We start from the raw sequence: 26,124 nt of genomic DNA, 5'->3' as shown, positions 1-26,124 counted from the left end.
ATCTTAATTCATTTTCATTAATATGTATTATATTATGGTTCATAATTTATCCAGCAAGACTGTTGCATTCAACACTTTTATTTTCATCAATAGATACACTAATACAATGATATGCAAAATAGTCTGGTGAACAACATAAATACATATCAATAATAGGTTTGTCCCACCCATCTTCAAAATTAATGTTAAATCCATCTATATAAAGACTTTTACAAAAGTCTTCATTTGAAATTGGTAAAAAAACTTTTTGACCATCCTCCATTATATAACATTCTTGTTCTTCGTTTTCTGCTTCATCTGAAGAAGCCGCCCAATCTTCAGCAAGAGAAACCATATCGTCGTCAATCAAAACTTTTTCAATACCAGTTCTATTTTCTTCAATCCATTTTAACTGCTTTTCAATATCACTTAAATGTTGAGATAGCATTTCGAATTCTTTACCTTTTGTTTCATCTGGAAAATCTACCCCAAAACCAATACTTTCTTTATTCCAAAGAGTACATTTTGCTTCAAAAGTAAGCACATCACTTTTTTCAAAATCTTTAATATTCATTGATACTTTCCCCCTTATACAACTACTTATTTTTTCTTCATCAATACTGTCCATAAAAAAGATTTTCCAAATATATTCTCATCTAAAGATTCTTTCATTTCTCTAAATTCAATTATTTCAAAATATGTTTCTAAAATTGTTTTTAAAAAATGGAATCAGTTTATCTTTGTTAGAATAGAAGTTATTCCACCACTCACTATCGTGCTTTTCTAAAATACTATCTAACATATTAAATACATCATCTTTTGTTTTAATGATTTCTAAATCTACTTTATTTACTATTGTAACACCTACTTTGTTTATTTGTATTTGTTTTAGATTTATTTCTAAAAAGTAATATAAATGCCATGAAAATTTAGAAAGTATCCAACTACTATAATTATAGTAACAATATTGAATATAATTGCTAATAATAAATATGCTGTTCAATTAATTTTTAAAATAATATTATTTTAAATTCCTATACTCATCTTCAAGAATGCTCATGTTGAGCAATGACCAGTATTTTTCATTTATTTTTCTACATTCTCTAAAACTTCCTTCAATATTAAATCCTGCTTTTTTATAACACGTAATTGCAGATACATTAAAATCGAATACCCCTAAATCAATCCTATGAAGATTTAATTTATTAAAGGCAGTGTCCAAAAGTTCATTAATCATTTGCAATCCTATTCCTTTATTTCTATTTTCTTTTCCCCCTACAAGTACTCTACCTATTCGAGCTGACATGTTTACTCTGTCTATTCTCAGTAGCTGGATATGCCCTACTGTTTCATTACTTTCACTTAGCTTAGCACTAAACATTAAGTTTGAGGGGGTTTTCTCAAACATATTGTTTATTCCACTTTGAAGTTGTTTTTCCAGCAATTCAAATGTATATGACGGACCTGCCCATTGAAGTAAGAATTCTTTATTAGGAATCCACGAAATTAATTGTGGAATTTCTTCATATCTAAATCTTCCAAGTTTTATTTCCATGTTATCCCCTCCATTTACATAACTGTTTACATTTATTTATGGTGGTGAAGCACTCCAAAATTTCTATATCTTTATTGAATTGTATATTAAATCCCATCCTGAAGATGTTCTATGTGTAAACACAATACTTCTATTCTTTATTTTGTTTTTCCTCTTTTAGGCTTTCCTTAATAACATATCTTAAAAGAATTATAAATGAAAATATGATAAGTGTATTTTGAAAAATGTAAAACACTGTTCCCTTAACTTCATCTTTCTCATCTAATAAATGGGAAGCTGGCCAAAATCACATAAATGTAAGAACTCCATAAGTTCCTATAATTATTTTAAGAATTAAGTTCATATTAGATAAATATGTCCAAGAAAAAACTCCAAAACTTAATGTAAATGCAAATATATAATTTAATATTCGTACAAAAAAATTAGATTTTTCTACATCTTGCCACCAAAATATTATTAAAAGTTTTTTTATAACTAAAAGTACTCTTTTCATACTTTCCTCCATTTTTCATAAAAACAATATATTATCTTACTTAACAAGAATGGCTCAAATTCCACTTTGAATACTGCAATATTTTAATATATTAACGCGTTGTGCTAATTTTTAAATTACAAATTCTTGTAATTTAAAAATGCGCAAAATATCCTTGAATAAAATTTTAACCAAACACTAGATGTTTAATTTGGCCTACATGTATATTATTTCCTGTAATTGTGTTTAATACAAATGAGAGATTATGAGCAAGTATTTTCAGTGTAATTCTCAACATTAATCTCCATTTGGTTTTAGCTAAAACCTATTAATATTAAATTGTTCTGCAATTGTGAAAAACTAGTTTCAACTCTCCGACGTGTCTTTGACAAAGCATTTCGAAGCCGTTTTTCTAATGGATTTTTGGTATTTTTTCTTTTTAGAGATAATAATAAGATATCTTTTTCTTTAGCTAATGATGCTTTAAGTTCATTACCAATGTATCCTTTGTCTGCTAGTATCTTTATAGAGGTATTTGCTTGAACGAGTTCAAAGACAGCTTCTCTATCATCAATATTAGCAGCAGTTAAAAGAAAATCTGTAATAAAGCCATCAGTAGTAACCAAAGCATGAAGCTTTAATCGAAAATATGTTTCTTTTTTGAAGCACAATAGCTATAAGTTGATATATCTTTTAGCAATTTATTAAAATAATCTCTTCCAAATTTGCATACTGTAATAGGCATACTATCAATAATTCTAGTATCATCCTCTTTAAATATTGGTAGACTAGAGAAATATTTTTGAATTTCTAAAATTACTTTGTATAAGTTTCTTTTAGTTTTATTAAATCTTGTTCTATCACAAATATTAGGAAATAAATCTCGAAGGTTCTTTTTAACGAAATAAAACCAGGCTTTTTCAGAATCAATTGTAAGGGCTTCGCCTACGATACTAATGGTTATAATTTCAGAGTCTGAAAGTTTAGATTCTGAAATATTTCTTCTATTTTTTATAGAACTAGGTATTATTTCGTTGTAAACATTGTCAATTAACACAAAAGAAACTGTAAAAAAATCTTTTAAATTATCAATTTTTTCGGTATTATAATAAGTGAACTCTAACATTTTAATCATCTCCTTATTATATTTTTGTTTTGTTAATTTAATTATAATTTAGATGGTTAAATTTTGTTAGAGTTTTTTATATTAAAATTTAACTAGTACAACACGTTATATTATATACAATATTTTTCAAATTTTCTTCACACCAAGGTATAATTATAGACTCTGCGCCTATAATTGTTTTTCCACCAAAACAAAGTATTTTCAAAAAACATTTATCATTGTCATAAATGCGTCTACCATCAGCAAATTTCTTTTCCACTATTATATTTTTTTCTTTATCAAAATCAAAAAATTGGCAACTGTAGTCAAGTGCTAACTGAGACTTAGCAATCTCTAAAATTTCATTTTTTGTATACATAATTATCCCCTCTATTCATTAATAACTCATTTTCATTTGTTATCCTGCAATACTATTACATTCAACACTTTTATTTTCATTAATACTTTTATTTCACTACTGAAGCTGTGATTCACTTCCTACAATTTTGTATTTACGTTCTTCAATAACTGTTCCATCTTCCTTTATTTTCCTTAGAATAATTAATTCATATCCATAATCACTCTTACTTTGAGATGTTTCATAAATTGATCTTATACTTATTGGAATTATTATTAAAATGATTACCACTATTAATCCTATAATCATAATTCTTTTTAGATTATGTTTTTTCATTTTTCAATTTTTTCATTTTTATTTAATTATTACCTATTATACTTAAATACATCACATTTTGTAAATATAGATCTTTTTAGTTTACTCCGCTCTATTTTTATATTACTAATTATTACAAAATATGCTATACTTGTATAGTAGCTTTTTTAATTTATGTAAATACAAGGAGGTAATTATGGAAGAAAGACTTAATCAAAGCCTTCCAGAACCAGAATTAATTGCAGAAAGCAGACGAACCCTAAATATTATACAAGCTGTATTAATAGCTTTTAGGGTTATAATCATTTTATTTTATGTTATATTATCAATTTTTGGATTAGAAGATATGTATGGTAACATTGTGCAATGCTTTTTAGAAATAGGAGTACTATTCTTCTTTTTACATACAATAAAAAATGGACATAAAAAAATTGCTATACTTCCTCTACTAGGTGGTATCGTGTCTTTTAAATTTATATCCGAAAGTTTTAGTTCATCTAATGGTGATATTTTTCTAACACTTCTTAGCTGTTACATAGCACTTATGGGAATGTTCCAATTAGTATCTATGGCTTACATTCTTCTAAGTAGAAGAATTGAATTTTATTGTTATTATGTTTTATACAATAAGAAAAATTAAAAATCACATAATTTAAACTTGTTCATTATGTAAACAAGCAGTCTACTGTTTTATTTAAAACTTAGACTGCTTATTTAAATTGAAATATAAGATATGAGATAGTTTTACCTATATTTATTTTTATAAACCTTAAGATATATCCACCTTCTTTTCTATATTATTCAATTACAAAAAACATTTTTATATTTTGCCTCATCAAATTTAAAATTCTAAAATCATATCATACCATTCAGCGCCACCATGCATTGATTTAGATATACCTTGATTTTTATATCCAAACTTTGTGTAATAATGAATAAGCTTTTCTTTACAAGTTAAAATAACACCTTTTCTCCCTGCTAATCTTGATATTTCTATCATATAATTCATCAACTTAGCTGCAATTCCTTTATTACGATACTCTGGTATAATATCAAGTCCAAAAACTGTTTGGTAATCTCCATCTGGAATATGTAATCTAGAATCTTCAAAGAGTCCATCATATATAACAGTTCCATTTATGACACACCCATTAATAAAACCAATTGTTCTTCTATCTATTTCTGCTACAAAAAAACTTTCAGGAAATGTTTTAATACGTTCTTCAAAAGATTCTTTAGTAGCTGCTTCTGCATGTGGAAAACAGATTGCCTCCACTTTTGTTACTGAATCTAAATCCTCTATAGATACTTGTCTAATTTTAATATCCATTAATGCTCTTCCTCTCATTCTTATTGTTTTATTACTAATATTATGCTTGTCACTATATTTTATTTAAAATATATATTGACTAATAATTTAGATAATTCATCATTATTTGTTATTTCCCATTCACCATCTACTTTTTCTAAATGTATATACCAAGAACTTTTTCTTTTTATATTATCAATCTCTTTTTTCCCCTCTGTAATTACATAATTCATAATTTTACTCCTTATAATTTACTATTATGATTCAATTATAACATATATTGTAAACACCTCATTATTCAATTTTCAAAGAACATTATCTTTATTAATTGCTACGTCAAATTTACATATTGTTCATTAAAAAATACCATATTATTCATTTATAAAAATCAAATAATATGGTATCTAAAATTAATTATTTTATTATTGATCTATTAATTCATCATGCGTTAGAAACAACAAAATCTATTACAACATCTGCGACATCTACAAAATCTGAAAGATTGAAAGCAACATGACATATAATCACTCTCATCTTTTGCATACTGTAATATATTCTCAATCTTGATGCTTATTTCTAAATATAATATCTCATCTTATTTATAATATCTTGTGTAAACTTCTCTTGTAAAACCATAATCAACTATTACAGGTCTTCCATCAATCATTCCCCAGTTACTTTCCCTCTTCAAATCATTCAATAATAAGTCGTAATGCCTCAAAACATTCTTTAGTTCTTCTAGACTAAACAATCCTCTGTTCCCTCTAACATCGAAGTATTCCCATACATCTGAAATGTCATATATTTCATCTGCCTTTTCCATTATTAACAGATCAAAGTTATTTGAAACATCTACAACTTTTGCAAATAGACCTGAATTATCATAATATGAAATATTATACTCAGACTTATTTTGTGCAATTCCTGCTCTATTTTTTGCCACTTTGATTACATATCCATTTTCCAAATCAAATACGTCTCTACTAGAACCAGAACCAATATATCTATAATATCCTCGTCTTATATTAAACATAATTCGATTAAACATGTTATTCATTTCAAACACCTGCTTTATGATAATCACTTTATATTCATTAGTATATATTATATTATTCGTTCTACAGTAGATTGGTTCAACCTGCTATCATAACTTATTTATAAGTGCCACATTATTCAATTTTCAAAGATCTTTTTTATTTATAATTTGCTGCACAAAATCTACAAAGTGTGTAAGTAAAATCCAATACTTACTAATCATATTTTTATACACCAGTTATTTCCTTAATAATATTTGTTTTTTCGACCAAACTATTATTAATAGAAATAAGCGAGGTATCTATATTATGAAATTTTTAAAATTTTTTATATTAACTATGTTATTTGTATTTACATTTTTATATAATGTTAATGCTACTGCTATTGGTCCAACATCCGCTTCTTATAAAGAAGGAGTTTATACAATCAATCATGTTAATGACTACACTTTGACTGCTAAGCTAATTACCCCTGATAATATTACAAGTTTATCAATAGTTGATGCTAAAGGAAATCAAAAAATATTCAGAAAATTTAGTAAAGCATATATTCCTACATCAGAAATAATGCTTGAAGAAAATGATTCTATAATTATTGTTGGCAGAGGTGAGATATCCCTTAATTTTTCTAGATAATATTTTTTCCTCTTTAATCCCTATAATAGATGTATTAAAATTATGCAATAAAAAAATACCGCAACTTCATTTTTAATAATGCGGTATTTTAATATTTATTAGATATATTCTGTAACTAAATCAGTAAACAGAATGCCTTCTAAATGGTCAATTTCATGACAGAAGCATTTTGCTAAATCCCCAGTACCAGTCAATTGGATTTCTTCCCCATTTTCATTTAGTGCTTGTATTATTACTTTATATGGCCTTTTTAGTTTTCCAAATATATTAGGACTACTTAAACATCCCTCTATAACTTCTTGACTTCCTTCTTTCTTTATTATCTTTGGATTAATCAATTTAATAAGTCCCTGCCACATGTCTATTACAACTAATCTTTTTAATATGCCTACTTGCGGTGCTGCCAAACCTGCACCATTTTCCGTATTATACATAGTCTCTGCCATATCATTTAGTATATCTCTTATCTTATCATCTACAACTTCAACTTCTTTGCTTTTCTTCCTAAGAATAGGATCATCATAAAGCCTAATTTGTCTTAATGCCATTTAAACCACACCCCTACTTTGATCTGCTCTTGATTTTCTTTTACTTTCTTCAAAAAGAAAAACTTCTTCTATTGAACACTTGAATACTTTTGAAATATCATATGCTAACCATATTGACGGTTCATATTTTTCTGTTTCAATAGCGTTTATAGCTTGTCTTGATGTTCCTACAAGTTTTCCTAGTTGTTCTTGAGTTAATTTATTTGCTTCACGAAATTCTTTCAATCGATTTTTCACTTACACTCACCTCTGTAATGTTTACCTTACTCATAAGTATATTTTTATCTTATCTATATGTCAAGTTAACATTACACAATAATTTTTAACTACTATACTAAATAAATCAAAACTACTGTGATATAGAATATAAAAAACACCATGAATTCAACTTTGTGATATGCTCCCTTTATAGTAGACAGTTAAAATAATAAAACTTTTTCTATAAAGGGAGTATTTTAGTTTATTCAATAAAACCTTTTATTTTCATTTTTTCTGCATTATAAAATAATGCCATTCCTGTTTTCATTTTTTTAAAATTTAATTTTTTATAAAAACTTTCTTTACCAGGTGAGGCGTATAATATAAAATTACATTGTGGAAGACAATTCATAATGCTATTAACAATAGTTCTTCCAACATTCTCCCCTTGATATTCTGGTAATACTGCTACATCATAGATTGCCGCTTGATAGATTCCATCTGAAATTGCACGTCCAAAACCAATAAGTTTATTATCATCAAAAACAAAAACAACAGTGTGACTATTTTCAAATGCTTTCTTATGCACTTCTTTATCAAAATATGCCATTCCAACTTTTTTCAATATTTCAATTACATAATTCCAATTAATATTTAAACAGCTATATTGAATTCTTAATTTCATTTTATCATCTCCTTAAAATAATAATATAAATTAACTATAGTATACTTCCTTACCTTAGGTAAGATGCAAGTATAATTTTAATAAATTCATCATTTAGTTATAATATAATAAAAAATATATCAATTTCTAGATTATATTAATTTGTGCAGTTTTCCTTATACCAATTTGGAATAATACTTTGAAAATCATTATAGTCCTTAAATGTATTAATATAAGGTTCTTGCATATTTTTTACTTCCTCTTCACTAAGCTTTTCTACCCAATTTATTATTGTAATAATTTATTATATTATTTTATATTATACAAAATTAAAATAAGTGCAAAGGTCTATCATTTATATAACATCAACCCTTACACTTATATATTTTAAAACTATCGTAAATTTTTAGCTCCTGATGATTTTAAAATATTCTTTTAATAAGTATTATATAAAAACATTACTAACTTACATTAAGAAATTTTCATCTAAGCTTTCGCCTAAAGCATAATAGAATGCTATTATATCGTTATTCTCATTGTTTTGTATTCTTCTTCTAATACAATTGTATACCAAAGCATTAACTCCATTTACTTGAATTGCTGGACCTAAATTTGAATCTACCCAATTCCCTTTATAATTTGAAAGTATTGCAAGTCCAAAATATCCACTGCATTTTTTTAATAGATCGCTAAGTAATTCTTCTCTCAATCCATTTTTAGTATACATTTGATGTATATCTTCTAGTATTCTATCAAATTCACTTAGACTTTCTTCACCTAATGTAAGTTCTATTTTAAATACTTCTTTAATCCATTCAATAAAATCAATTCCATAACCAAGCATCATTAGTTCTAAAGTGGCTAATTCATTTCTTTCTTGTTTAATTAATTCTAATTGTTCATCATAATAGATAGTTAATTCTTCAATTGATTTTGAATAATCAACTAAACTTTCTTTTATTTCACCAATTTCAATATTCACTTCTTTTTTTCCGTTAAATATACTCATATTTGCTCCTTATAAGTTCGTATAAATTTCTATAAAAAATCTTTATGGAATTATTAAATTATTTATAAAATTTCTGCTATATGTTCCTTATACTCCTCAACTATTTTCCCATTATTTAGCTTACTAAATATATCTATAGACTCTTCTTCATCTAAAAACTCACTAACCCAAAAATTAAGTTCGATACTTTCTTTTGAATTATTCACAAAAAATTCTTCTTCTTTTAATTCTAATAATGCATCTATACATACATCAAAAATTTTTTCTCTGAATTCCTGAAAAAAATATGTATAAACATTAGTCTCTGAATCACTTATTCTATTTTTATTGTCCTCTTGAAACGCTTTTAATATATTTCCAATTCTACAAAATTCATCATCTGCACCATTCCAAATTTCCCATTCTTCTGGACAAAACTTATAATACCAAAAATCATTCTCAGATTCACCAACAATAGTGTTAAGTTTATATTTAGTATTTGCTATAATTCCAATTGATTTAACATCTGATGAACAATTTAATGAAAAAGCATATATTATCCCCTCTTTATTAGCTTTTATAATTTCTAAAAAAGCATTTTTGGTAGCTAAAATAAGTTCTTCTTTAAATTTCTTAAAATCAAAATTCATTGCACTCACCCTTTCTCATAAATTTTTAATATTAGGCTCTATTTTTAAATATGTTCATATATTAACACGCTGCTAAAACATAGCCATATTTTTTATGATTAAAATATCCGTATTTTCATTAAACAACATTTTATTTTCTATTTTACCATAGTTACTACTAACTATATTCATATTTTTTCATTTTTCTGGAATTTCTCCTAAAATATATCCATTGATAAATAAGTATATTTAATATATATTATTATTAGATGTTTAGATAATTATCTAAATATCTAATCTATTGAAAGGAGTGATTACTTGTCATTTAATGATGCTTTTAAAGCTCTTTCTGATAACACAAGAAGAAAAATTTTAGATCTACTAAATGAAAAAGATATGACTGCTGGTGATATTGCTGATTATTTTCAAATTACCAAGCCCAGTATATCTCATCATTTAAGTATTCTTAAACAAGCAGGACTAGTAAGTGATGAAAGAAAAGGTCAATTTATATATTACTCACTAAATACTTCAGTTTTTGAGGATGTTGTAAAATGGTTTATATCATTTTTAGGTAATGCTAATGAAGGAAAGGATTAAACTAATGAAAAATAAAACTAGTATTTATAATATTACATTAATAATTATTGCATTTTTAGTAAGTATTGTATTATACAATACACTACCTAATGAAATGCCTATACATTGGAATATAGCTGGTGAAATTGATAATTATGGTCCTAAGCTATTTGCGGCTTTTTTACCTCCTTTAATTATGCTTTTTATATGGGGTGGGATGTTATTTACTCCTAAAATTGATCCTAAAAGAAACAATTATTCAAAGTTTGACAAAAGTTATACTATTATTACAAATGTTATGGTAACTTTCTTTTTTATTTTACATATTGTAGTTATAATATCATCACTTGGATACAACGTTCCAATAAACAAAGTTATCCCATTTATGGTTGGCTTATTATTTATTGTTATGGGTAATTATCTTCCAAAATCTAAAAGTAACTTTTTCTTTGGGATTAAAACTCCTTGGACATTAACTAATGAAGATACTTGGAAAAAAACTCATAGATTAGGTGGTAAATTATTTGTATTATCAGGACTAGCTATAATGATAAGTTCATTATTTTTTGAAGGAAATATACAATTTATAGTTTTAATGATTTCAATATTTGTTGCAGGTATCATTCCAATAATAGCAAGTTATTTTTATTCTAAAAATAGTACAAAGTACTCTTAAGTATAGAAAAAGATGTGGTTTTAATTTGTAAAATCGCATCTTTTTTACTTGCTTTTATATGGCAATACCTATTAACAATCTTAATTTTATAATTAATGAATTTTATTATCTTATCTTTCTTTATGTTCTAAGCCTTATTACATTTTTATATAAATATTATAAAATAAATATCCTCTTATTATCTAATATATAAAACCTTTTCCTAGTTCTTTATACTAATTAGTACTATTTTCAATAATATCATATACTATAATATAAGAGTTTTTATTTGATATTTTAAATTAGAAAGAGAGGATATTATTATGAATTCTTATCATTTTTTATTTGATTTAGCCTTAATACTATTAACTACAAAAGTTTTAGGTATAGCAAATAAAAGATTCCAACTTCCACAAGTTGTTGGAGCTTTAATGGCTGGTGTACTTTTTGGCCCTACAGTTTTTAACCTTTTAAATGAAACAGAGTTTATAACACAACTTTCTGAGATTGGAGTAATTGTTTTAATGTTTTGCGCCGGTCTTGAAACTGATATAAATGAATTAAAGAAAAGTAGACATTCTTCATTTATTATTGCTTTAATAGGTGTACTTGTACCTCTTATTGGTGGGTTTTTAGTTAGCTTTTTCTTTAATAATGACCCTTCCATTTCAGATGCATCTTCAAGTATAATATTACAAAATATATTTATTGGAGTTATACTTACTGCTACTTCTGTTAGTATAACTGTTGAAACTTTAAAAGAAATGGGCAAGCTTAGTACAAATGTTGGTAGTGCAATTTTGGGTGCTGCAATTATAGATGATATTTTAGGCATAATTGCACTCACTATAGTTACAAGCTTCGCAGATTCAAATGTAAATGTTTGGATAGTTTTATTAAAAATTTTCGCTTTCTTTATTTTTGCAGCAATTTGTTGTTTTATATTTTATAAATTCTTTTCAAATGTTCAATTAAGACATGGTAAGGGTATGCGTAGATTTGTAATACTTTCTTTTGTATATTGCTTAATACTTTCTTACTGTGCAGAAGTATTTTTTGGAGTTGCTAATATAACTGGTGCCTTTATAGCCGGACTTATAATTTCAAAAACTACTTACTCTAAATATATAGCATCACGTTTTGAAACACTTTCTTATATGCTACTTTCTCCTGTATTTTTTGCAAGTATAGGAATAAAATTTAAATTACCAGCAATGACTCTATCAATGATTATATTTTCTATAGTTCTTGTAATAGTTGCTATTTTAACTAAAATTATAGGTTGTGGATTTGCTGCTAAATTATGTAAATTTTCTTCTTTAGAATCTATTCAAATAGGTACTGGAATGGTATCAAGAGGTGAGGTCGCTTTGATAATTGCGAATAAAGGTGCTGCCTTAGGACTAATGTCATCTGTATTTTTTGGTCCTATAATAATAATGATAATTGTAACAACAGTAATTACACCCCTACTTTTAAAAATAGTATTTTCAGATAAATTTAATAAACTTAAAAGTACTAAAAATACCATTACTACTAATTCTACTATAAAATAAAAGCGTGGCTATGCCACGCTTTTATTTTATAATATACCTTCTTTTTGATATGTTTGTATGGATTTTATTATGTAACTTAATGTACAAAAATCTCTGTCTGCTCTATCACAAAGAATTTTCAATCCTGATATTAAACTCTTCTCATTAAATTTTTCTAAAAGAATCATTATGCTTAAAGTGTTAATATCTCCATCTTTATTATCCAAAAGTCTTGATCTTTTTATTTTTTCATTTTCTAGTGCTGAATCTATAGCTTTTTTTAGATTTTCACTTATATCAATTGCTGGTGCTTCTTCAAATATTCTAACTGCTGATTTATCAAATTCTAAATTTTTTGCAGTACTTAAATCAGTTCCTACAAATATTACATTTTTAAATTTTGCATCTCTAAAATCTGCTCCACTTAAATTTGCACCTTCAAATACAGTATCTTCAAATTTTGCTCTTTTAAATCTACTTTTCTTAAGATTACTTCCTACAAACTCAGCAGACTTAAATGTACATTCAAAAAAATTACAGTCTTTAAAGTGAGCTCCTCTAAAACTTGTAAAATTGAAATTTGATCCTGTGAAATCACAATTATAACAGTTACTTCTTTTTAAATCATTATACATAAAATTTTTATTTTGTTTTATTGCCTTATTATAGTTTAATCCAATACTTGGTTTTTTATTTTTATCCATTCATTCATCCATCTCTTCTATTTATTATTTCAATATATGATAGCATAGTTTCAAACACAGTTGTAGTAAAATCATATATTATTTTTGATTAATCAAGTAAATCTCTATCCCTTAATCTTAAAAAATTACTATTTTCTATAAAAAAATCGCTAAGCGACTGTGGAGCGTCAATTTTTTTAGCCATGCACCCTTTCCAAACGTAGTGCAGGAATAATGGTGCGGCATATGATTATTTTTTATTCTTTAGGGGACCTAATCATACCTTTAAAATACAGTATTCTAGAAGTTATCCACAGATTCTTTAGTAATATAAATTCCTAAAGAATAAAAAATTCTCAACGAATCTATATATATTTTCAAATACATTATCTTTATTATATATTATAGACATATCTACTACAAATTAATATTTAATTTCTACATTTTTATATACTAAAAAGACTAGTTACTTATAAATTTGTAATTAGTCTTTTTGATATTTACTATTTCTTTTTATTTTGCTTTTTTTCACTTTCTTATTTTTTTACTTTCCCATTATAAGCATTTATATACATTTCTTTTATTTCGCTCATTAGTGGATATCTTGGGTTAGCTCCTGTACATTGATCATCAAATGCTTGCTCAACCATTTCATCTAATGAATCATAGAATTTATCCTCACTTACACCTGCTTCTTTTATTGTCATTGGCATATTAACTTTTCTTTGTAATTCTTCTACTACCTTAATTAATAATTCAACTTTTTCGCCGTCAGAATTTCCTCCCAAATGTAAATAATCTGCAATTCTTGCGAACCTATATTCAGCATTTGGATATTTGTATTGAGCAAATGCTGCTTGTTTAGTTGGAGCATCACTTGCATTAAATCTTATTACTTCATTTAATAATAATGAATTTGCCATACCATGTGGTAAGTGATGGAACGATCCTAATTTATGAGCCATTGAGTGACAAATTCCTAAAAATGCATTTGAAAATGCCATACCTGCCATACATGATGCATGAGCCATTTTTTCTCTAGCTTTAATATTAGTTAATCCCTCATTATATGCGTCTGGTAAGTATTTAAATACTAATCTTATAGCCTCTAAAGCTAAACCATTAGTAAATTCAGACGCCATTATTGAAACATATGCTTCTATAGAATGAACTAATACGTCTATACCTGCACAAGCAGTTAATCCCTTAGGAGAAGTCATCATGAGTTCTGCATCAACTATAGCCATATCTGGGGTTAACTCATAATCAGCTAATGGATATTTTACTCCACTTTCTTCATCAGTTATAACAGCAAATGGTGTTACTTCTGATCCTGTACCAGCTGATGTTGCTACTGCAACCATCATAGCTTTTTCACCTAAAACAGGGAATTTATAAACTCTCTTTCTTATATCCATAAATCTCATAGCTAAATCTTCAAATCTAACTTCTGGATGTTCATACATAACCCACATGATTTTAGCAGCATCCATAGCTGAACCTCCACCAAGAGAAATTATAACATCTGGATTAAAACTTAACATTTCCCTTGCACCAGCTTTAGCGCACTTTAAAGTTGGATCTGATTCAACTTCAGCAAATATCTTATAATGAATTTTATTTCTTTCTAATATTTCAGTTATCTTATCAGTATATCCTAAATCAAACAATACTCTATCTGTTACTATGAATGCTTTCTTTTTGCCCATATCACCTAATTCTTGTAAAGCTACAGGTAAACATCCATATTTAAAGTAAGTTTTTTCAGGAACTCTAAACCAAAGCATATTTTCTCTCCTTTTAGCTACAGTTTTAACATTAATTAAATGCTTAGGCCCAACATTTTCTGAAACTGAGTTTCCACCCCATGAACCGCAGCCAAGAGTTAAAGATGGAGCTAACTTAAAGTTAAATAAATCTCCAATTGCACCTTGGGATGCTGGCATATTTATAAGTGTTCTAGCAGTTTTCATTCTAGCTCCAAATTTAGCTATTCTATCTTTACATTTTATTTCATCTGTATAAAGTATTGAAGTATGACCCATACCACCTAATATTATTAATCTATCAGCTTTTTCTAATGCATCTTCATAAGATTTAGCTCTATACATAGCAAGTACTGGTGATAATTTTTCATGAGAGAATGGTTCTTCAAGTTCTACAGATTCAACTTCTGCAACTAACACCTTTGCACTTTCAGGAATATTAACTCCACCCATAGCAGCTATTTTATAGGCTGGTTGGCCTACCATATCAGCATTTAAGCCACCCTTTTCATTTAAGATGATTTTTCTTACCTTATCTACCTCATTACCTTTTAAAATATAAGCTCCTCTTGCAGCTAATTCCTTTTTGACTTCATCATAAACTTCGTCTAATACAACAAGTGATTGTTCTGATGCACAAATTACTCCATTATCAAATGTCTTAGATAAAAGGATTGAGTTGACAGCCATCTTAATATGAGCAGTTTCATCTATAATTGCTGGAGTATTTCCTGCTCCAACTCCTAATGCTGGTCTTCCTGATGAATATGCAGCTTTAACCATTGCTGGTCCACCGGTTGCCAGAATTATATCAGATTCTCTCATAACGTTTTGAGATAACTCAACTGAAGGCTGATCTATCCAACCAATTATTCCACTTGGTGCTCCTGCCTTTACCGCTGCATCTAAAACTATTTTAGCAGCTGCAATTGTAGAATTTTTAGCTCTTGGATGTGGTGATATTATTATTGCATTTCTAGTTTTTAAAGCTATTAAAGTTTTAAAAATAGCTGTTGATGTAGGATTAGTTGTTGGAACAATAGCTGCTATTACTCCTATTGGTTCAGCAACCTTTGTAACTCCATATGTAAGATCTTCTTCTAGCACTCCACAAGTTTTCATGTCTTTATATTTATTATATATATATTCAGCAGCAAAGTGATTTTTTACAACTTTATCCTCTACAATACCCATACCAGTTTCTTCTACTGCCATTTTAGCTAACTTAATTCTATTATCATTAGCTGCCATAGCTGCTTGCCTAAAAATTTCATCTACTTGCTCTTGCGTAAACTGAGCATATTTCTTCTGTGCTTCTCTTAGTTCTTTAATTCTTTGAGTTAATTCTTCAGGGTTTGTTACCTTCATTTATCTATTCCTCCTAAAGCAAATATGTTTTTAATTTTAAATAAAAATTATAAGACACTATTATATTTTCTTATTAATTTTTAAATATTTCTAACTAATTTACACTATTATTGTTCTATTATCTCCTCTTAATTATCCAAGTAAAATGAAATTTTTATATAACAATAATGTTGATATATGCATAAGTAAAACTGGACTAAGTAATTGAACTTAGGAATGCTAAAATGAGTATTGTCCCATTTTAGCTTGCCCCCAATATAAAATTGAGACAAGCAGTAAATGTGACAATACTCATTAAGAATTCTCAAAGTCCAATTACAATGCCATTTTACCTATTGCATATATCAACAGATATTTAAAACATCCCCTTATAAAAAGTATTTAAGTTTTATTTTAGTTTAGACAAATCTATTGTAAATTCTTCTCCTACTTGTTTGTATTCACCATCCATCTTACCACTCTTTTCTGGATATTTAGCTGCATATGGAGTTAATTTTAATAATTTTGCGTTTTCATTAAGGTTTCCATTAATATTTTGTATTTTAAATAATACTCCGTCTTTTCCACCATGAGATGTACCAAATTCAACTTTATTTCCTAAATCATCAGTTCCTTTTAAATCAACAGCATAAGTAGATTTACTTTTAGAGTAATTTATTGAAGCATAAATCTTTTGTCCAAGTGAATTGTCTGTATACTTTTCTAGTGTGTACTCAGTACCATTTTCTAGAGTAAATTTATTATTAAGTGATATTTCCTTAGTATCTACTTTTAATTGATTACCATTAGTCTTAAACTCAAAATTCCACTTTCCTTTTTGCATTCTATCAGGCAACATTACATTTGAACATGCAATTTTTATATTTAAATCTCCACTTAAGTCATCATCTTTTAAATCATAAGTAAGAACTGATTGTGAAGTGTATTCATCAATTTTTTTAGCACTACCACTAGCTCCGTTGTTCATCCTTTTTCCATTTATATAAATATTACAATCAGGAATACTCCATTCATCTTCTTCTAATTTTTTATCAGAGCTTATATTACAAGAAACTGTCATTTCATCTCCGTCTAATATTACTTCATTTAATTGAACGGTTATCCCATTATCAGTTACTGATTTATTTATAACAGTTTTATATTCGTCTAAATTTCTTTCTATCCCTAAAAAATTAGCTACATCCTCTTTCAAGCTTAATATTGTTAAGGCTTCAATGTTACTTCCAAATACTCCAATTGTTAAAGCTGCAATAGCAACTGCTGCTATCATTCCTCTCTTTTTAGGTTTCTTTTTTGATATTGATTTTTTTAAATTAGCTTTTATTTTTTTCTTCTCTAAATCATTAAAATCTTCTATTTCATAATCATCAATATTTATATTAACTGCATTTAGCATATTATATATATCATTTTTCATATCTCTACCCTCTACTTTCTAATATCTTAAATATTTTTTGAATTTTTTTCTTTCCTCTTGATAATCTGTTATATACGACTTCTCGTTTAATTCCCATTTCTTTTGTTATATCACTCATTTCTTTTTCCTCAATATACAACTTATAAAATAATTCTCTATCTTTTTCTTTTAAGCAACTTAATATATCTTCAATATCAGATTCTAATTCACTCTTTACAATCTCTTCGTGAACACTATCTGGCGTGCTTATATTTAAATCATCTATATTTTCATACTCTAAACCTTTTAAGTACTTTCGTTTATAATCAATACATTTAAATTTAGATATTCCAGCAACCCAATTTTTAAAATCTCCTTTACTTGAATCAAAGCTTTCAATATTATTCCAAATACCCAAAAGTATATCGTTAATACATTCATCTTGAATACTTTGTAGATTATATAGATGCTTTTTTACTATAGATTTAATAATCCACCCATAATTATCAATAACATAATCTAAAGCTTTTTCATTTTTCTTTCTTAGTTCAAAAATAAAGTTTCCTTCTTCAATTTTCATTTTTAACCTTCTCCCTAAAGCAAGCTTGCAATATTAATTTAGACACATGAAATAAAATAATAGTTCGAAGATGTGCCTTATCCCCTATACTTAATACTTCGTTAAAAAAACAATATATCTATCAATATTTTTAATTTACTGTTGAAATATTATATTTTTTAAAAGTAAATTTAATATTTTCTTAAAGCCTCATTAAAGTATAAACCCTCATTTATATAATTTTTTCATAACATGTGTTCTATAAATTTTCATTTAATTTATAAACTTAAATAACAAAATGTATATAAGAATAGGACTATACATATATCTTAAATATATCATACAGTCCTGTTTAGATTTCTATATTTAATAGAAAAAATCATTGCAAATAATAAATTAAAATTTGCAATGATTTTTCATGATCTAAGTTTATATTAAATTTTAATTGAGAGATCTTTAAACCCTATCTTATATTAAAGGCATCTGTCATAACACATTTACGTTTTCTACAAAAAGACCTTGCTGAAGTTAAACCTTCCCCTGTAGGTCCTGCAATTGTAAATGTTGTATTTCCTTCACCACCAACTCCAATTCCAGCATAAGAAGGTGCGTTTTTAACGAAAATAGTTGTCTCAAGAAGCTTAGCCATTTTGGTAAGCTTATCTACATTTTTTGAATGCATCATAGCTGTATGTCTATTACCATTTTCAGCTACATAAGCACATTCAATAGCTTCATCAACATCATTTACTCTTACAATTGGTAAAATAGGCATCATCATTTCTTCTGTAACAAAATGATGATATCTATCAACTTCCATAATTATAACTTTTATATTATCATCAACCTTAATTCCTAACTTATCTAAAATAAACGGTGCACTTTTTCCTACAAAAGATACTTTAGGACCGCCTTTTTCATTACATACTAAATCTAGAAGTTTATCTATAACAAGTCTACCTTTAATTTCATACGCTCCATTAACCTTCATATAATTAACTAAATAATCACATATAGAATCAACTGCAAATACTTCTTTTTCTGCAATACATGGAACATTATTATCAAAACTACATCCATTTACAATATCCTTAGCTGCTTTTTCAATGTCAGCAGTTTCATCAACAACCACTGGTGGATTTCCAGCCCCTGCTCCAATAGCTTTTTTCCCAGTAGACATTACTTTTTTAACAATAGCAGGTCCACCTGTAGCAACCAACATTCGAATTTTAGGATGTTCCATCATTATATTTGTATTTTCAATAGAAGGTTCTTTGACTGTAGTTATTAAATTGTCAGGTGCTCCGACTTCTTCTAGTGCTTTATTTACCATTGTAATTAATTTTATAGTTACTTCCTTCGCTCTTGGGTGTGGACTAAATACCACTGTGTTTCCACCTGCAATCATAGAAAGTGAATTACATATAACAGTTTCTGTAGGATTTGTAGTTGGTGTAATTGCACCAATAACTCCAAATGGGCAATATTCAGTTAAAGTTATTCCATTATCTCCTGTTATTGCTTCAGTAATTAAATCTTCAGTACCTGGAGTCTTTTGCGCTGCAACTTTATTTTTAATTAATTTATGTTCATACTTTCCAATTTCCGTTTCTTCTACTGACATCCTTGAAATAAGTTCTAAATTTTCCTTTTTCAAAACTACATTCTTTATAGTATCTACATATTTTTGTCTTTCTTCCATAGAAGATTTTAACAATTTTTTTTGAGCGACATAGGATGCTTCAATTGCTGAATCCATGGTAGCAAAAATTCCATAATTATTTGAAGAACTAGCTGTATCAAAAGTTATTAAATTCCTATTCTTAGCTTCTTCTATAGCTTGCTTAATTAACTTTTCAATTAAAATTGTATCTATTTCCATATATACACACCTCATTTTGAAATTTATTAGCCTTTACTACAATTCATTGCAATTCCTAAAGGTGTTACAAGTAAAGGTTCATTAGATTTTATAGTTTTAATTGCAATTTTTTTTCAAAACACCATTAGCTTTGAAAATTCATCTAATATTTCATTGCTTTCGATGATTGTAATATCATCTTAAGCTTTATGAAGAATAACAAAATCATTATTCTTTAAAGCACAAGCATTAGCTTCATCTACATCAATATGCATTTCAAGAGAATATTTATCAGAAACTCTAATTAAAACATTCCCTAAAACACCTTGTCTTTCACCAAATGCTCCAACTTCAACAATATCCTTATCTTTTACACCCATTTTTTCAGCATAATATGGTGTCATATGAATATGCCTTAATGCAATGATTGTACCTTTAGAAATCTTTATACTTCCTTTTGGTCCTACGATTTCAAGTCCTGGTGTATCATTTAATTGACCCGATTCCTTAATGGGAGGTCTAATTCCTAATCTAAAACTATCGGTAAGTGAAATTTCAACTTGGCTTTGTTGTCTTACTGGTCCTAAAATACGAACATTTTCAAATTCACCTTTTGGTCCTCTTATAGTTACATTTTCTTTAGCTGCAAATTGCCCTGGTTGTTTTAAATCAACTTTTTTAGTTAAAACATATCCTTCGCCAAATAAGATATCTAAATCTTTTTGACTAAGATGAATATGTCTATTAGATACTCCTATTGGTATCTTATAACTCTCTAAATCTTTCATTTTATCAATAACTAATTTAGTAATTATTTTAATAACTTCTTCACTGTGCATCTAATCAACTCACTCTCTAGTTATCTAAAATAACACTATATAGTTTTAGATAGAATCTTTTCTGTATCATTATGAGGTCTTGGAATGACATGTTGTGAAACCACTTGTCCAACATTGTTTGCTGCCGCCACGCCGGCATCAACTGATGCTTTTACCGCACCTACATCTCCGCGAACCATTACACTAACAAGACCTGATCCTATCTTTTCATATCCTATTAAAACAACATTTGCTGCCTTTGTCATAGCATCAGCTGCTTCAATTGCTGCTACCAAACCTTTTGTTTCTACCATACCTAAAGCTTCATTACCCATAATAAATTCCTCCTTAAATTTTTAATTAAATTCATCATAAATATATCTAATTGCTTTTGTCTTAATGATTCCCACCTTATCTACTTCTTCCCATTTGAAGTCTTGATTTTCTCTCCCAAAATGTCCATATGCTGCTGTTTTTAAAAATTGAGGCTTTCTTAAATCAAGTTGTTCTAATATGCCTGCAACAGAAAGTAAAAAAGTTTCTTTAACAATTTGATTGATGTACTCATTTTTTATAAGCTCTGTACCAAAAGTATCAATAGTAATTGACTCTGGTTCAATTGATCCTATTACATAATTTAAACTTACCTCAGCTCTTCTTGCGAGTTTTGCTGCTACTATATTTTTAGCTATATATCTTGTCATATAGGCTGCTGAACGATCCACTTTAGTTGGATCTTTCCCTGAAAATGCACCTCCACCATGTTTTCCTATGCCACCATAAGTATCTACCATGATTTTTCTTCCAGTAAGTCCTGTATCTCCAGCAGGTCCTCCTACAACAAATCTTCCTGTTGGATTAATATAAATTTTTGTATCATAATTTATCCATTTATTCTCTATAACACTGCGAATAACATCGTACTCTATTGCATTTTTAAGATAATCATAGTCTATATCTTTATCATGCTGAGTTGATATTACTATACTAGAGATATTAAGTGGATTTCCTTCTTTGTCATATTTCATAGTAACTTGAGATTTTCCATCAGGCAAAATCCAAGTTTCTCCTCCAACTTTTCTAAGTTCTGATAATTTCATTGTTAGTTTATTCGCTAAATCACAAGTTAATGGCATATAATTATTGGTTTCATTACAAGCATATCCATACATAATTCCTTGATCTCCAGCGCCTAATATTTCGTATTTAGAATTTTTATTTTCTTCTCTTTTATCAACACCTAAAGCTATATCAGAAGATTGCTTATTTATATTAGTAAATACTAAACATGTTTTATAATCAAATCCCATATTCTCTCTAGTGTATCCAATATTTTTTACAATCTCTCTTGCAATATTAACAGTATTTATATCTGCATTTGATCTAATTTCTCCTGCAATCATAATGGTATTTTTCGAAACCATAGTTTCTATAGCTACTCTTGAATTTTTGTCATATGTTAAATAAGCATCTAAAATTCCATCTGAAATTTGATCGCAAATCTTATCTGGATGTCCTTCGGTAACAGATTCTGATGTAACAAAATATTCATTCATATTTTTATCACCACCTTAAAATTCTTACTTCACCGCATTTTTTTATACTGATAAACAGTAACTTTTTCATATTTTTTAAATACCTTGCTAAAATAACTGCTTTCATTATAGCCAAGCTTAAATGCAATATCTGTTATGCTTAAATCTGTAAAGCAGATATAATTTTTAGCTATATTAATTTTTCTCATATGCAAATATTCCATAACACTTATATTAAACTGTCTTTTAAAAATTCTGCTTAAATAGCCTTGACTTAGTGAGCAGTTATTAATTATTTCATTTAAACCGATTTCATCTTTTATATAATTTTCAATATATTCAAAAACGTTTTCTAATACATTGTATTTTTTAATACTATTTTCCTTAAAAACATAATCTATTACTTTAAATAACCAAAATTCAAAGGCTTTTTTTTCTTTAATCAAAAGCTCGTTTATTGGAAAAAGCTCTTCTACTCTTTTAGGTTCACCATCTACTAGTTCCACCGAATTAATAAGTTGCTGGCCTATATTCATAAAAACTTCCTTTAAAGTGTTTAAATCATTAATCAATAGAGAATAAATTTCATCTACTATCTTAGGAATTTCATAATAGACCCTTCTAAAATCTTTTTCTTTTGTTATTGAAAAAATTTCTTCTACTTGATCAACATATTTGCTATCACTCTTATTTTTTTCATTTTCATTATTATAATTATTTAACAGAACTTCTATCTGAGAAAAAGACACTGGTTTTGATAAGTAAGCTTTTACATTAGTTTTTAAAGCTTCTATTGCAAAATCAAAACTGTTATAGGCCGATACTATAAAAATAATAATGTCAGAATTGTTTTCATATATTTTCTTACTACATTCAATTCCACTTTCTCCTGGCATCATGATATCCATAAAAACAATATCAATTTTATTATTCTTACATATTGCTACTGCTTGTTCACCATTTCCAACAGAATATTTAATATCAAACCCTTCCACCTTTGATATCATGATTTCTAAAGCTCTTCTCATAAGAGGTTCATCATCTGCAATTAATACGCTATACATATCTCTACACATTCCTTTGATCAAAATTTATTGGATATTTAATAATACTTTTTGTACCCTTATTTTCACTATTTTCAATAGCAACATCATATTTTTCCCCAAATAGTGTTATAAGCTTTTTTCTAGCATTAGCAATACTTATACGAATTGATTCCCCTTCATAAGCACCATTAAATAACTTGAATTTTTTTTCTATTTTTTCTTCATTAAAACCTGGCCCATTATCAGCAATACTTATAATAACGTTTTCATTTTCATAGTAAGCACTTATATTAACTTTTCCGCCTTCACTCTTAGTACCAATGCCATAAAAAATAGCATTTTCAACAAATGGCATAATAATATGTGATGGGATCTTTTGACTATACATTTTTTCGTTTATGTCAATAGAATATTGCAGTAAGTCGCCATATCTAATCTTTTGAATCTTTAAAAATTTTTCAATGTTTTCAAATTCCTCAGATAAGCTCATATAGTTTTTTTCACTACTTATACTTTGTTTTAAGTATTCAGCAAAATTTATAATCATTTCATTGGTTTTTGTTGCACTCTCTATTGTTGCTAAGTTTGAAATTGAATTTAATACATTAACTAAAAAGTAAGGATTTAATTGCGCTTTTAAATTTATCAATTCGATTTCTTTTAAGCTCTTTTCTATCTGTAATTGTTTTTTAGAGTCACTTAATTCGTCTAATTCTTTTTTTAGCGAATCTTGCTCCATCAATCTATAAGCTTCTTTTTCACCTAATTGATTTATAATTAGAGATATTAAGTCTGCTATATTAACAAATCTTTCATACTCATATAATGGTGTCGAATTAAATAATTCTTTCATATAATCATCATCTTTATGTTGCCTTGAATGTCCTAATACTTTTTCAAGTCTACTAACACCTAAAGGTGCATCTAGACATCGTACTTGTCCACCAATAAATCCACCTAAGTAATGGCCTCCAACAATAATAGGAATTGCAATTTCCAAAAGACCACATGGACAAAAATATACACATTTTTTTTGTGTAACTGCTGCTTGGATTCCACCAAAGGCATCTGACGCTTTACAGTTACAAATAGCTCCACTCTTTTTTCTTATTTCACTACAAAAATCTGTAAATGAAGTCATTTTAGTAATAGGTTCACCCTTATAATCAACAGTTACAAACGCAAGTCTTGTTGCTTTAGAAATTTTATCCTGAATATCTTCTAGTCTTTTTTTCCCGAATAAATCAATTATATTAAATTTATTAATTAAATTATCATCAATTGGTTTATTATAATTAAATTCAGGTTTATCATCATTATAGAGTTCTTTCATTTAACCCACTCCTTCATATATCAGAATATATTTCATCCCAAATATATTCTACCACACCAAGTTTGGATTAGTATATCAATTCAAGTAAATTCACAACACTCTCCTTGCTAATTTTCATTGGATTTGACTTTGTGCAATCATCTTTTAATGCGTTTTCAGCCATAATTAATTTTGTATTTTCAAATTCCTCTTTTTCTATGTCGCATTCTCTTAAGCTTGTTGGCATTTTCATTAATTTCATTATTGTATTTATATATTCTTTTAAGACTTTTATTGTAAAATAATCTTCTTTATTTTTTTCAATCATTCCAGTTTTATACGCAAGTTTAGAATACTTTTTTAGTGTTTCTTTATTTTGGCAATTATAATCTATCACTGTGTTTAAGAGTAATGCATTTGCAAGTCCATGTGGAATATGAAATTGTCCACCTATTTGATGAGCGAGACTGTGATTTATTCCAAGTCCTGCCATATTAAAAGCTATTCCTGCTAAATTGGATGCTTCATGCATCTTGCTTCGTGAATTAATATCATTTCCATCTTTATAGCATTGCATTAATGATTCTATTATCAATTCTACTGATTTTTCTGCTAATGCATCAGAATAAACATTTGAGTTACTTGAAACATAAGCTTCCATTGCATGGGTTAAAACATCCATTCCTGTATTTGCTGTAATTTGTGCTGGTACAGAAATTGTTAAATTTGCATCTAGAATTGCTTCATCTGGCAATATACAGTCATCAAAAATTATATGTTTAACTTTTGTATCTGCATCAGTAATCACAGTAGCTGATGTAACTTCTGAACCAGTTCCACTTGTAGTTGGAATTGCTATAAATTTAGCTTTATTAAAAATATTTTGTTGTTTTGCAAAATAGATTATACCTTTTGCTGTATCAATAGCAGATCCTCCACCATAAGCAATAATGATATCAGGATTTATCTTTCCTACAATAGCAATCCCCTTTCCAATTACCTCTAAAGGTGGATCTGGAACAACTTTGTCAAATACAGAAATTTTATTACTGTCATCAATAAATTTTAATATATCTTTTAATTTTCCACTTTTAACAAGGAAGCTATCACATATTATCCATATATTCTTGTTTTCTAAATCTTCTAGATGTTTTAATGAATTTTCCCCACTATAAATTTTTGTTTTTATATATACAGTATTCAACACTCTATCCTCCTATT

Annotated in this window: 30 protein-coding genes and 1 pseudogene; 5 read left to right on the top strand and 26 right to left on the bottom strand. The window is 27.4% G+C overall.

Annotated elements, in window-relative coordinates; translation table 11 throughout:
* Positions 1-46 precede the first annotated feature (46 nt).
* The 7 genes and pseudogenes from RYM86_RS06695 to RYM86_RS06665 all read right to left on the bottom strand — a co-directional run bounded on the left by RYM86_RS06695 (position 47) and on the right by RYM86_RS06665 (position 3,805).
* A complete protein-coding gene (locus RYM86_RS06695) occupies positions 47-553 on the bottom strand; it encodes a DUF2262 domain-containing protein (RefSeq protein WP_315078921.1) in 507 nt (168 codons plus the stop codon).
* A gap of 117 nt (positions 554-670) precedes the next feature.
* On the bottom strand, positions 671-982 hold the full coding sequence (locus RYM86_RS06690) for a hypothetical protein (protein WP_315078919.1): 312 nt from the start codon (positions 980-982) through the stop codon (positions 671-673).
* A gap of 18 nt (positions 983-1,000) precedes the next feature.
* A complete protein-coding gene (locus RYM86_RS06685; RefSeq protein ID WP_315078917.1) occupies positions 1,001-1,534 on the bottom strand; it encodes a GNAT family protein in 534 nt (177 codons plus the stop codon).
* Between the two features lie 286 nt (positions 1,535-1,820).
* A complete protein-coding gene (locus RYM86_RS06680; RefSeq protein ID WP_315078915.1) occupies positions 1,821-2,027 on the bottom strand; it encodes a hypothetical protein in 207 nt (68 codons plus the stop codon).
* Between the two features lie 166 nt (positions 2,028-2,193).
* Positions 2,194-3,132 (bottom strand): annotated as a pseudogene (locus tag RYM86_RS06675) (IS982 family transposase).
* Between the two features lie 88 nt (positions 3,133-3,220).
* Positions 3,221-3,490: a hypothetical protein gene (locus RYM86_RS06670; RefSeq protein ID WP_315078914.1), complete on the bottom strand. Its 270-nt coding sequence runs from the start codon at positions 3,488-3,490 to the stop codon at positions 3,221-3,223.
* A gap of 96 nt (positions 3,491-3,586) precedes the next feature.
* On the bottom strand, positions 3,587-3,805 hold the full coding sequence (locus RYM86_RS06665; protein ID WP_315078912.1) for a hypothetical protein: 219 nt from the start codon (positions 3,803-3,805) through the stop codon (positions 3,587-3,589).
* A gap of 175 nt (positions 3,806-3,980) precedes the next feature.
* On the opposite strand from RYM86_RS06665, the gene RYM86_RS06660 reads away from it, so the two are divergent.
* A complete protein-coding gene (locus RYM86_RS06660; protein ID WP_315078911.1) occupies positions 3,981-4,424 on the top strand; it encodes a hypothetical protein in 444 nt (147 codons plus the stop codon).
* 201 nt (positions 4,425-4,625) lie between these two features.
* On the opposite strand, the gene RYM86_RS06655 is transcribed toward RYM86_RS06660, so the two are convergent.
* From RYM86_RS06655 to RYM86_RS06645, 3 genes are all read right to left on the bottom strand, one after another.
* Complete coding sequence (locus RYM86_RS06655; protein ID WP_315078910.1) at positions 4,626-5,114, bottom strand: N-acetyltransferase; 489 nt, start codon at positions 5,112-5,114, stop codon at positions 4,626-4,628.
* Between the two features lie 59 nt (positions 5,115-5,173).
* On the bottom strand, positions 5,174-5,326 hold the full coding sequence (locus RYM86_RS06650; protein ID WP_315078909.1) for a hypothetical protein: 153 nt from the start codon (positions 5,324-5,326) through the stop codon (positions 5,174-5,176).
* A gap of 362 nt (positions 5,327-5,688) precedes the next feature.
* Positions 5,689-6,150 carry a hypothetical protein gene (locus RYM86_RS06645; RefSeq protein WP_315078908.1) on the bottom strand — a complete coding sequence of 154 codons (462 nt, stop codon included), beginning with the start codon at positions 6,148-6,150 and terminating at the stop codon, positions 5,689-5,691.
* A gap of 286 nt (positions 6,151-6,436) precedes the next feature.
* Between RYM86_RS06645 and RYM86_RS06640 the strand changes: the two genes are divergently transcribed.
* Positions 6,437-6,763: a hypothetical protein gene (locus tag RYM86_RS06640; protein WP_315078906.1), complete on the top strand. Its 327-nt coding sequence runs from the start codon at positions 6,437-6,439 to the stop codon at positions 6,761-6,763.
* 98 nt (positions 6,764-6,861) lie between these two features.
* Here the strand turns inward: RYM86_RS06640 and def are convergent, their stop codons facing one another.
* From def to RYM86_RS06615, 5 genes are all read right to left on the bottom strand, one after another.
* A complete protein-coding gene (def, locus tag RYM86_RS06635; RefSeq protein ID WP_315078904.1) occupies positions 6,862-7,311 on the bottom strand; it encodes a peptide deformylase in 450 nt (149 codons plus the stop codon).
* A complete protein-coding gene (locus tag RYM86_RS06630) occupies positions 7,312-7,548 on the bottom strand; it encodes a helix-turn-helix transcriptional regulator (protein WP_315078902.1) in 237 nt (78 codons plus the stop codon).
* Positions 7,549-7,771: 223 nt separating this feature from the next.
* A complete protein-coding gene (locus RYM86_RS06625; protein ID WP_315078901.1) occupies positions 7,772-8,194 on the bottom strand; it encodes a GNAT family N-acetyltransferase in 423 nt (140 codons plus the stop codon).
* Between the two features lie 445 nt (positions 8,195-8,639).
* Positions 8,640-9,182, bottom strand: coding sequence for a hypothetical protein (locus tag RYM86_RS06620; protein ID WP_315078900.1), 543 nt, complete (start codon positions 9,180-9,182; stop codon positions 8,640-8,642).
* A gap of 62 nt (positions 9,183-9,244) precedes the next feature.
* Entirely contained in the window at positions 9,245-9,811 is a 567-nt protein-coding gene (locus tag RYM86_RS06615) for a DUF4303 domain-containing protein (protein ID WP_315078899.1), read from the bottom strand.
* A gap of 297 nt (positions 9,812-10,108) precedes the next feature.
* Between RYM86_RS06615 and RYM86_RS06610 the strand changes: the two genes are divergently transcribed.
* The 3 genes from RYM86_RS06610 (at position 10,109) to RYM86_RS06600 (ending at position 12,580) form a co-directional block, all read left to right on the top strand.
* Positions 10,109-10,390, top strand: a complete 282-nt coding sequence (locus RYM86_RS06610) for an autorepressor SdpR family transcription factor (RefSeq protein ID WP_315078898.1) — start codon at positions 10,109-10,111, stop codon at positions 10,388-10,390.
* Between the two features lie 4 nt (positions 10,391-10,394).
* Positions 10,395-11,045 (top strand): SdpI family protein, encoded by a 651-nt coding sequence (locus tag RYM86_RS06605; protein WP_315078896.1) that lies wholly within the window; start codon positions 10,395-10,397, stop codon positions 11,043-11,045.
* Between the two features lie 302 nt (positions 11,046-11,347).
* The gene (locus tag RYM86_RS06600; protein ID WP_315078894.1) at positions 11,348-12,580 is read left to right on the top strand and encodes a cation:proton antiporter; all 1,233 of its coding nucleotides are present in this window, start codon (positions 11,348-11,350) and stop codon (positions 12,578-12,580) included.
* Between the two features lie 26 nt (positions 12,581-12,606).
* Here RYM86_RS06600 and RYM86_RS06595 read toward each other — a convergent pair whose 3' ends face one another.
* The 11 genes from RYM86_RS06595 to RYM86_RS06540 all read right to left on the bottom strand — a co-directional run bounded on the left by RYM86_RS06595 (position 12,607) and on the right by RYM86_RS06540 (position 26,110).
* A complete protein-coding gene (locus RYM86_RS06595; protein WP_252215436.1) occupies positions 12,607-13,263 on the bottom strand; it encodes a pentapeptide repeat-containing protein in 657 nt (218 codons plus the stop codon).
* A gap of 515 nt (positions 13,264-13,778) precedes the next feature.
* Entirely contained in the window at positions 13,779-16,376 is a 2,598-nt protein-coding gene (gene adhE, locus RYM86_RS06590; protein ID WP_315078891.1) for a bifunctional acetaldehyde-CoA/alcohol dehydrogenase, read from the bottom strand.
* 388 nt (positions 16,377-16,764) lie between these two features.
* Positions 16,765-17,793, bottom strand: a complete 1,029-nt coding sequence (locus tag RYM86_RS06585) for a DUF4179 domain-containing protein (RefSeq protein ID WP_315078888.1) — start codon at positions 17,791-17,793, stop codon at positions 16,765-16,767.
* A 4-nt stretch (positions 17,794-17,797) separates the two neighbouring features.
* On the bottom strand, positions 17,798-18,352 hold the full coding sequence (locus RYM86_RS06580) for a sigma-70 family RNA polymerase sigma factor (RefSeq protein ID WP_315078886.1): 555 nt from the start codon (positions 18,350-18,352) through the stop codon (positions 17,798-17,800).
* A gap of 442 nt (positions 18,353-18,794) precedes the next feature.
* Positions 18,795-20,213 (bottom strand): aldehyde dehydrogenase EutE, encoded by a 1,419-nt coding sequence (locus RYM86_RS06575; protein ID WP_315078885.1) that lies wholly within the window; start codon positions 20,211-20,213, stop codon positions 18,795-18,797.
* Between the two features lie 179 nt (positions 20,214-20,392).
* Positions 20,393-21,031, bottom strand: a complete 639-nt coding sequence (locus tag RYM86_RS06565) for a phosphate propanoyltransferase (RefSeq protein WP_315078883.1) — start codon at positions 21,029-21,031, stop codon at positions 20,393-20,395.
* Positions 21,032-21,066: 35 nt separating this feature from the next.
* Positions 21,067-21,345, bottom strand: a complete 279-nt coding sequence (locus RYM86_RS06560) for a BMC domain-containing protein (RefSeq protein ID WP_315078882.1) — start codon at positions 21,343-21,345, stop codon at positions 21,067-21,069.
* Positions 21,346-21,366: 21 nt separating this feature from the next.
* Entirely contained in the window at positions 21,367-22,566 is a 1,200-nt protein-coding gene (metK, locus tag RYM86_RS06555; RefSeq protein ID WP_315078881.1) for a methionine adenosyltransferase, read from the bottom strand.
* Positions 22,567-22,595: 29 nt separating this feature from the next.
* Positions 22,596-23,633, bottom strand: a complete 1,038-nt coding sequence (locus tag RYM86_RS06550; protein WP_315078880.1) for a response regulator — start codon at positions 23,631-23,633, stop codon at positions 22,596-22,598.
* A complete protein-coding gene (locus RYM86_RS06545; protein ID WP_315078878.1) occupies positions 23,614-24,924 on the bottom strand; it encodes a PocR ligand-binding domain-containing protein in 1,311 nt (436 codons plus the stop codon). Before RYM86_RS06545 ends, RYM86_RS06550 begins: the two co-directional genes overlap by 20 nt.
* A 67-nt stretch (positions 24,925-24,991) precedes the next feature.
* On the bottom strand, positions 24,992-26,110 hold the full coding sequence (locus RYM86_RS06540) for a 1-propanol dehydrogenase PduQ (RefSeq protein ID WP_315078876.1): 1,119 nt from the start codon (positions 26,108-26,110) through the stop codon (positions 24,992-24,994).
* Between the last annotated feature and the right edge of the window lie 14 nt (positions 26,111-26,124).

Source organism: uncultured Clostridium sp. (assembly GCF_963527835.1).
Lineage (GTDB): Bacteria > Bacillota > Clostridia > Clostridiales > Clostridiaceae > Clostridium.
Note: the sequence above shows the minus strand (reverse complement) of the source record. Positions and strands in the feature narration are given on the sequence as shown.

What these genes read in the sequence shown, in the direction of transcription:
- RYM86_RS06560 (WP_315078882.1), bottom strand. Translation starts at nt 21,345, where the DNA reads ATGGGTAATGAAGCTTTAGGTATGGTAGAAACAAAAGGTTTGGTAGCA.
- adhE (WP_315078891.1), bottom strand. Translation starts at nt 16,376, where the DNA reads ATGAAGGTAACAAACCCTGAAGAATTAACTCAAAGAATTAAAGAACTA.
- def (WP_315078904.1), bottom strand. Translation starts at nt 7,311, where the DNA reads ATGGCATTAAGACAAATTAGGCTTTATGATGATCCTATTCTTAGGAAG.
- RYM86_RS06565 (WP_315078883.1), bottom strand. Translation starts at nt 21,031, where the DNA reads ATGCACAGTGAAGAAGTTATTAAAATAATTACTAAATTAGTTATTGAT.
- RYM86_RS06695 (WP_315078921.1), bottom strand. Translation starts at nt 553, where the DNA reads ATGAATATTAAAGATTTTGAAAAAAGTGATGTGCTTACTTTTGAAGCA.
- RYM86_RS06600 (WP_315078894.1), top strand. Translation starts at nt 11,348, where the DNA reads ATGAATTCTTATCATTTTTTATTTGATTTAGCCTTAATACTATTAACT.
- RYM86_RS06640 (WP_315078906.1), top strand. Translation starts at nt 6,437, where the DNA reads ATGAAATTTTTAAAATTTTTTATATTAACTATGTTATTTGTATTTACA.
- RYM86_RS06615 (WP_315078899.1), bottom strand. Translation starts at nt 9,811, where the DNA reads ATGAATTTTGATTTTAAGAAATTTAAAGAAGAACTTATTTTAGCTACC.
- RYM86_RS06685 (WP_315078917.1), bottom strand. Translation starts at nt 1,534, where the DNA reads ATGGAAATAAAACTTGGAAGATTTAGATATGAAGAAATTCCACAATTA.
- RYM86_RS06645 (WP_315078908.1), bottom strand. Translation starts at nt 6,150, where the DNA reads ATGAATAACATGTTTAATCGAATTATGTTTAATATAAGACGAGGATAT.
- RYM86_RS06650 (WP_315078909.1), bottom strand. Translation starts at nt 5,326, where the DNA reads ATGAATTATGTAATTACAGAGGGGAAAAAAGAGATTGATAATATAAAA.
- RYM86_RS06575 (WP_315078885.1), bottom strand. Translation starts at nt 20,213, where the DNA reads ATGGAAATAGATACAATTTTAATTGAAAAGTTAATTAAGCAAGCTATA.
- RYM86_RS06655 (WP_315078910.1), bottom strand. Translation starts at nt 5,114, where the DNA reads ATGGATATTAAAATTAGACAAGTATCTATAGAGGATTTAGATTCAGTA.
- RYM86_RS06625 (WP_315078901.1), bottom strand. Translation starts at nt 8,194, where the DNA reads ATGAAATTAAGAATTCAATATAGCTGTTTAAATATTAATTGGAATTAT.
- RYM86_RS06670 (WP_315078914.1), bottom strand. Translation starts at nt 3,490, where the DNA reads ATGTATACAAAAAATGAAATTTTAGAGATTGCTAAGTCTCAGTTAGCA.
- RYM86_RS06620 (WP_315078900.1), bottom strand. Translation starts at nt 9,182, where the DNA reads ATGAGTATATTTAACGGAAAAAAAGAAGTGAATATTGAAATTGGTGAA.
- RYM86_RS06585 (WP_315078888.1), bottom strand. Translation starts at nt 17,793, where the DNA reads ATGAAAAATGATATATATAATATGCTAAATGCAGTTAATATAAATATT.
- RYM86_RS06665 (WP_315078912.1), bottom strand. Translation starts at nt 3,805, where the DNA reads ATGAAAAAACATAATCTAAAAAGAATTATGATTATAGGATTAATAGTG.
- RYM86_RS06580 (WP_315078886.1), bottom strand. Translation starts at nt 18,352, where the DNA reads ATGAAAATTGAAGAAGGAAACTTTATTTTTGAACTAAGAAAGAAAAAT.
- RYM86_RS06595 (WP_252215436.1), bottom strand. Translation starts at nt 13,263, where the DNA reads ATGGATAAAAATAAAAAACCAAGTATTGGATTAAACTATAATAAGGCA.
- metK (WP_315078881.1), bottom strand. Translation starts at nt 22,566, where the DNA reads ATGAATGAATATTTTGTTACATCAGAATCTGTTACCGAAGGACATCCA.
- RYM86_RS06660 (WP_315078911.1), top strand. Translation starts at nt 3,981, where the DNA reads ATGGAAGAAAGACTTAATCAAAGCCTTCCAGAACCAGAATTAATTGCA.
- RYM86_RS06680 (WP_315078915.1), bottom strand. Translation starts at nt 2,027, where the DNA reads ATGAAAAGAGTACTTTTAGTTATAAAAAAACTTTTAATAATATTTTGG.
- RYM86_RS06545 (WP_315078878.1), bottom strand. Translation starts at nt 24,924, where the DNA reads ATGAAAGAACTCTATAATGATGATAAACCTGAATTTAATTATAATAAA.
- RYM86_RS06605 (WP_315078896.1), top strand. Translation starts at nt 10,395, where the DNA reads ATGAAAAATAAAACTAGTATTTATAATATTACATTAATAATTATTGCA.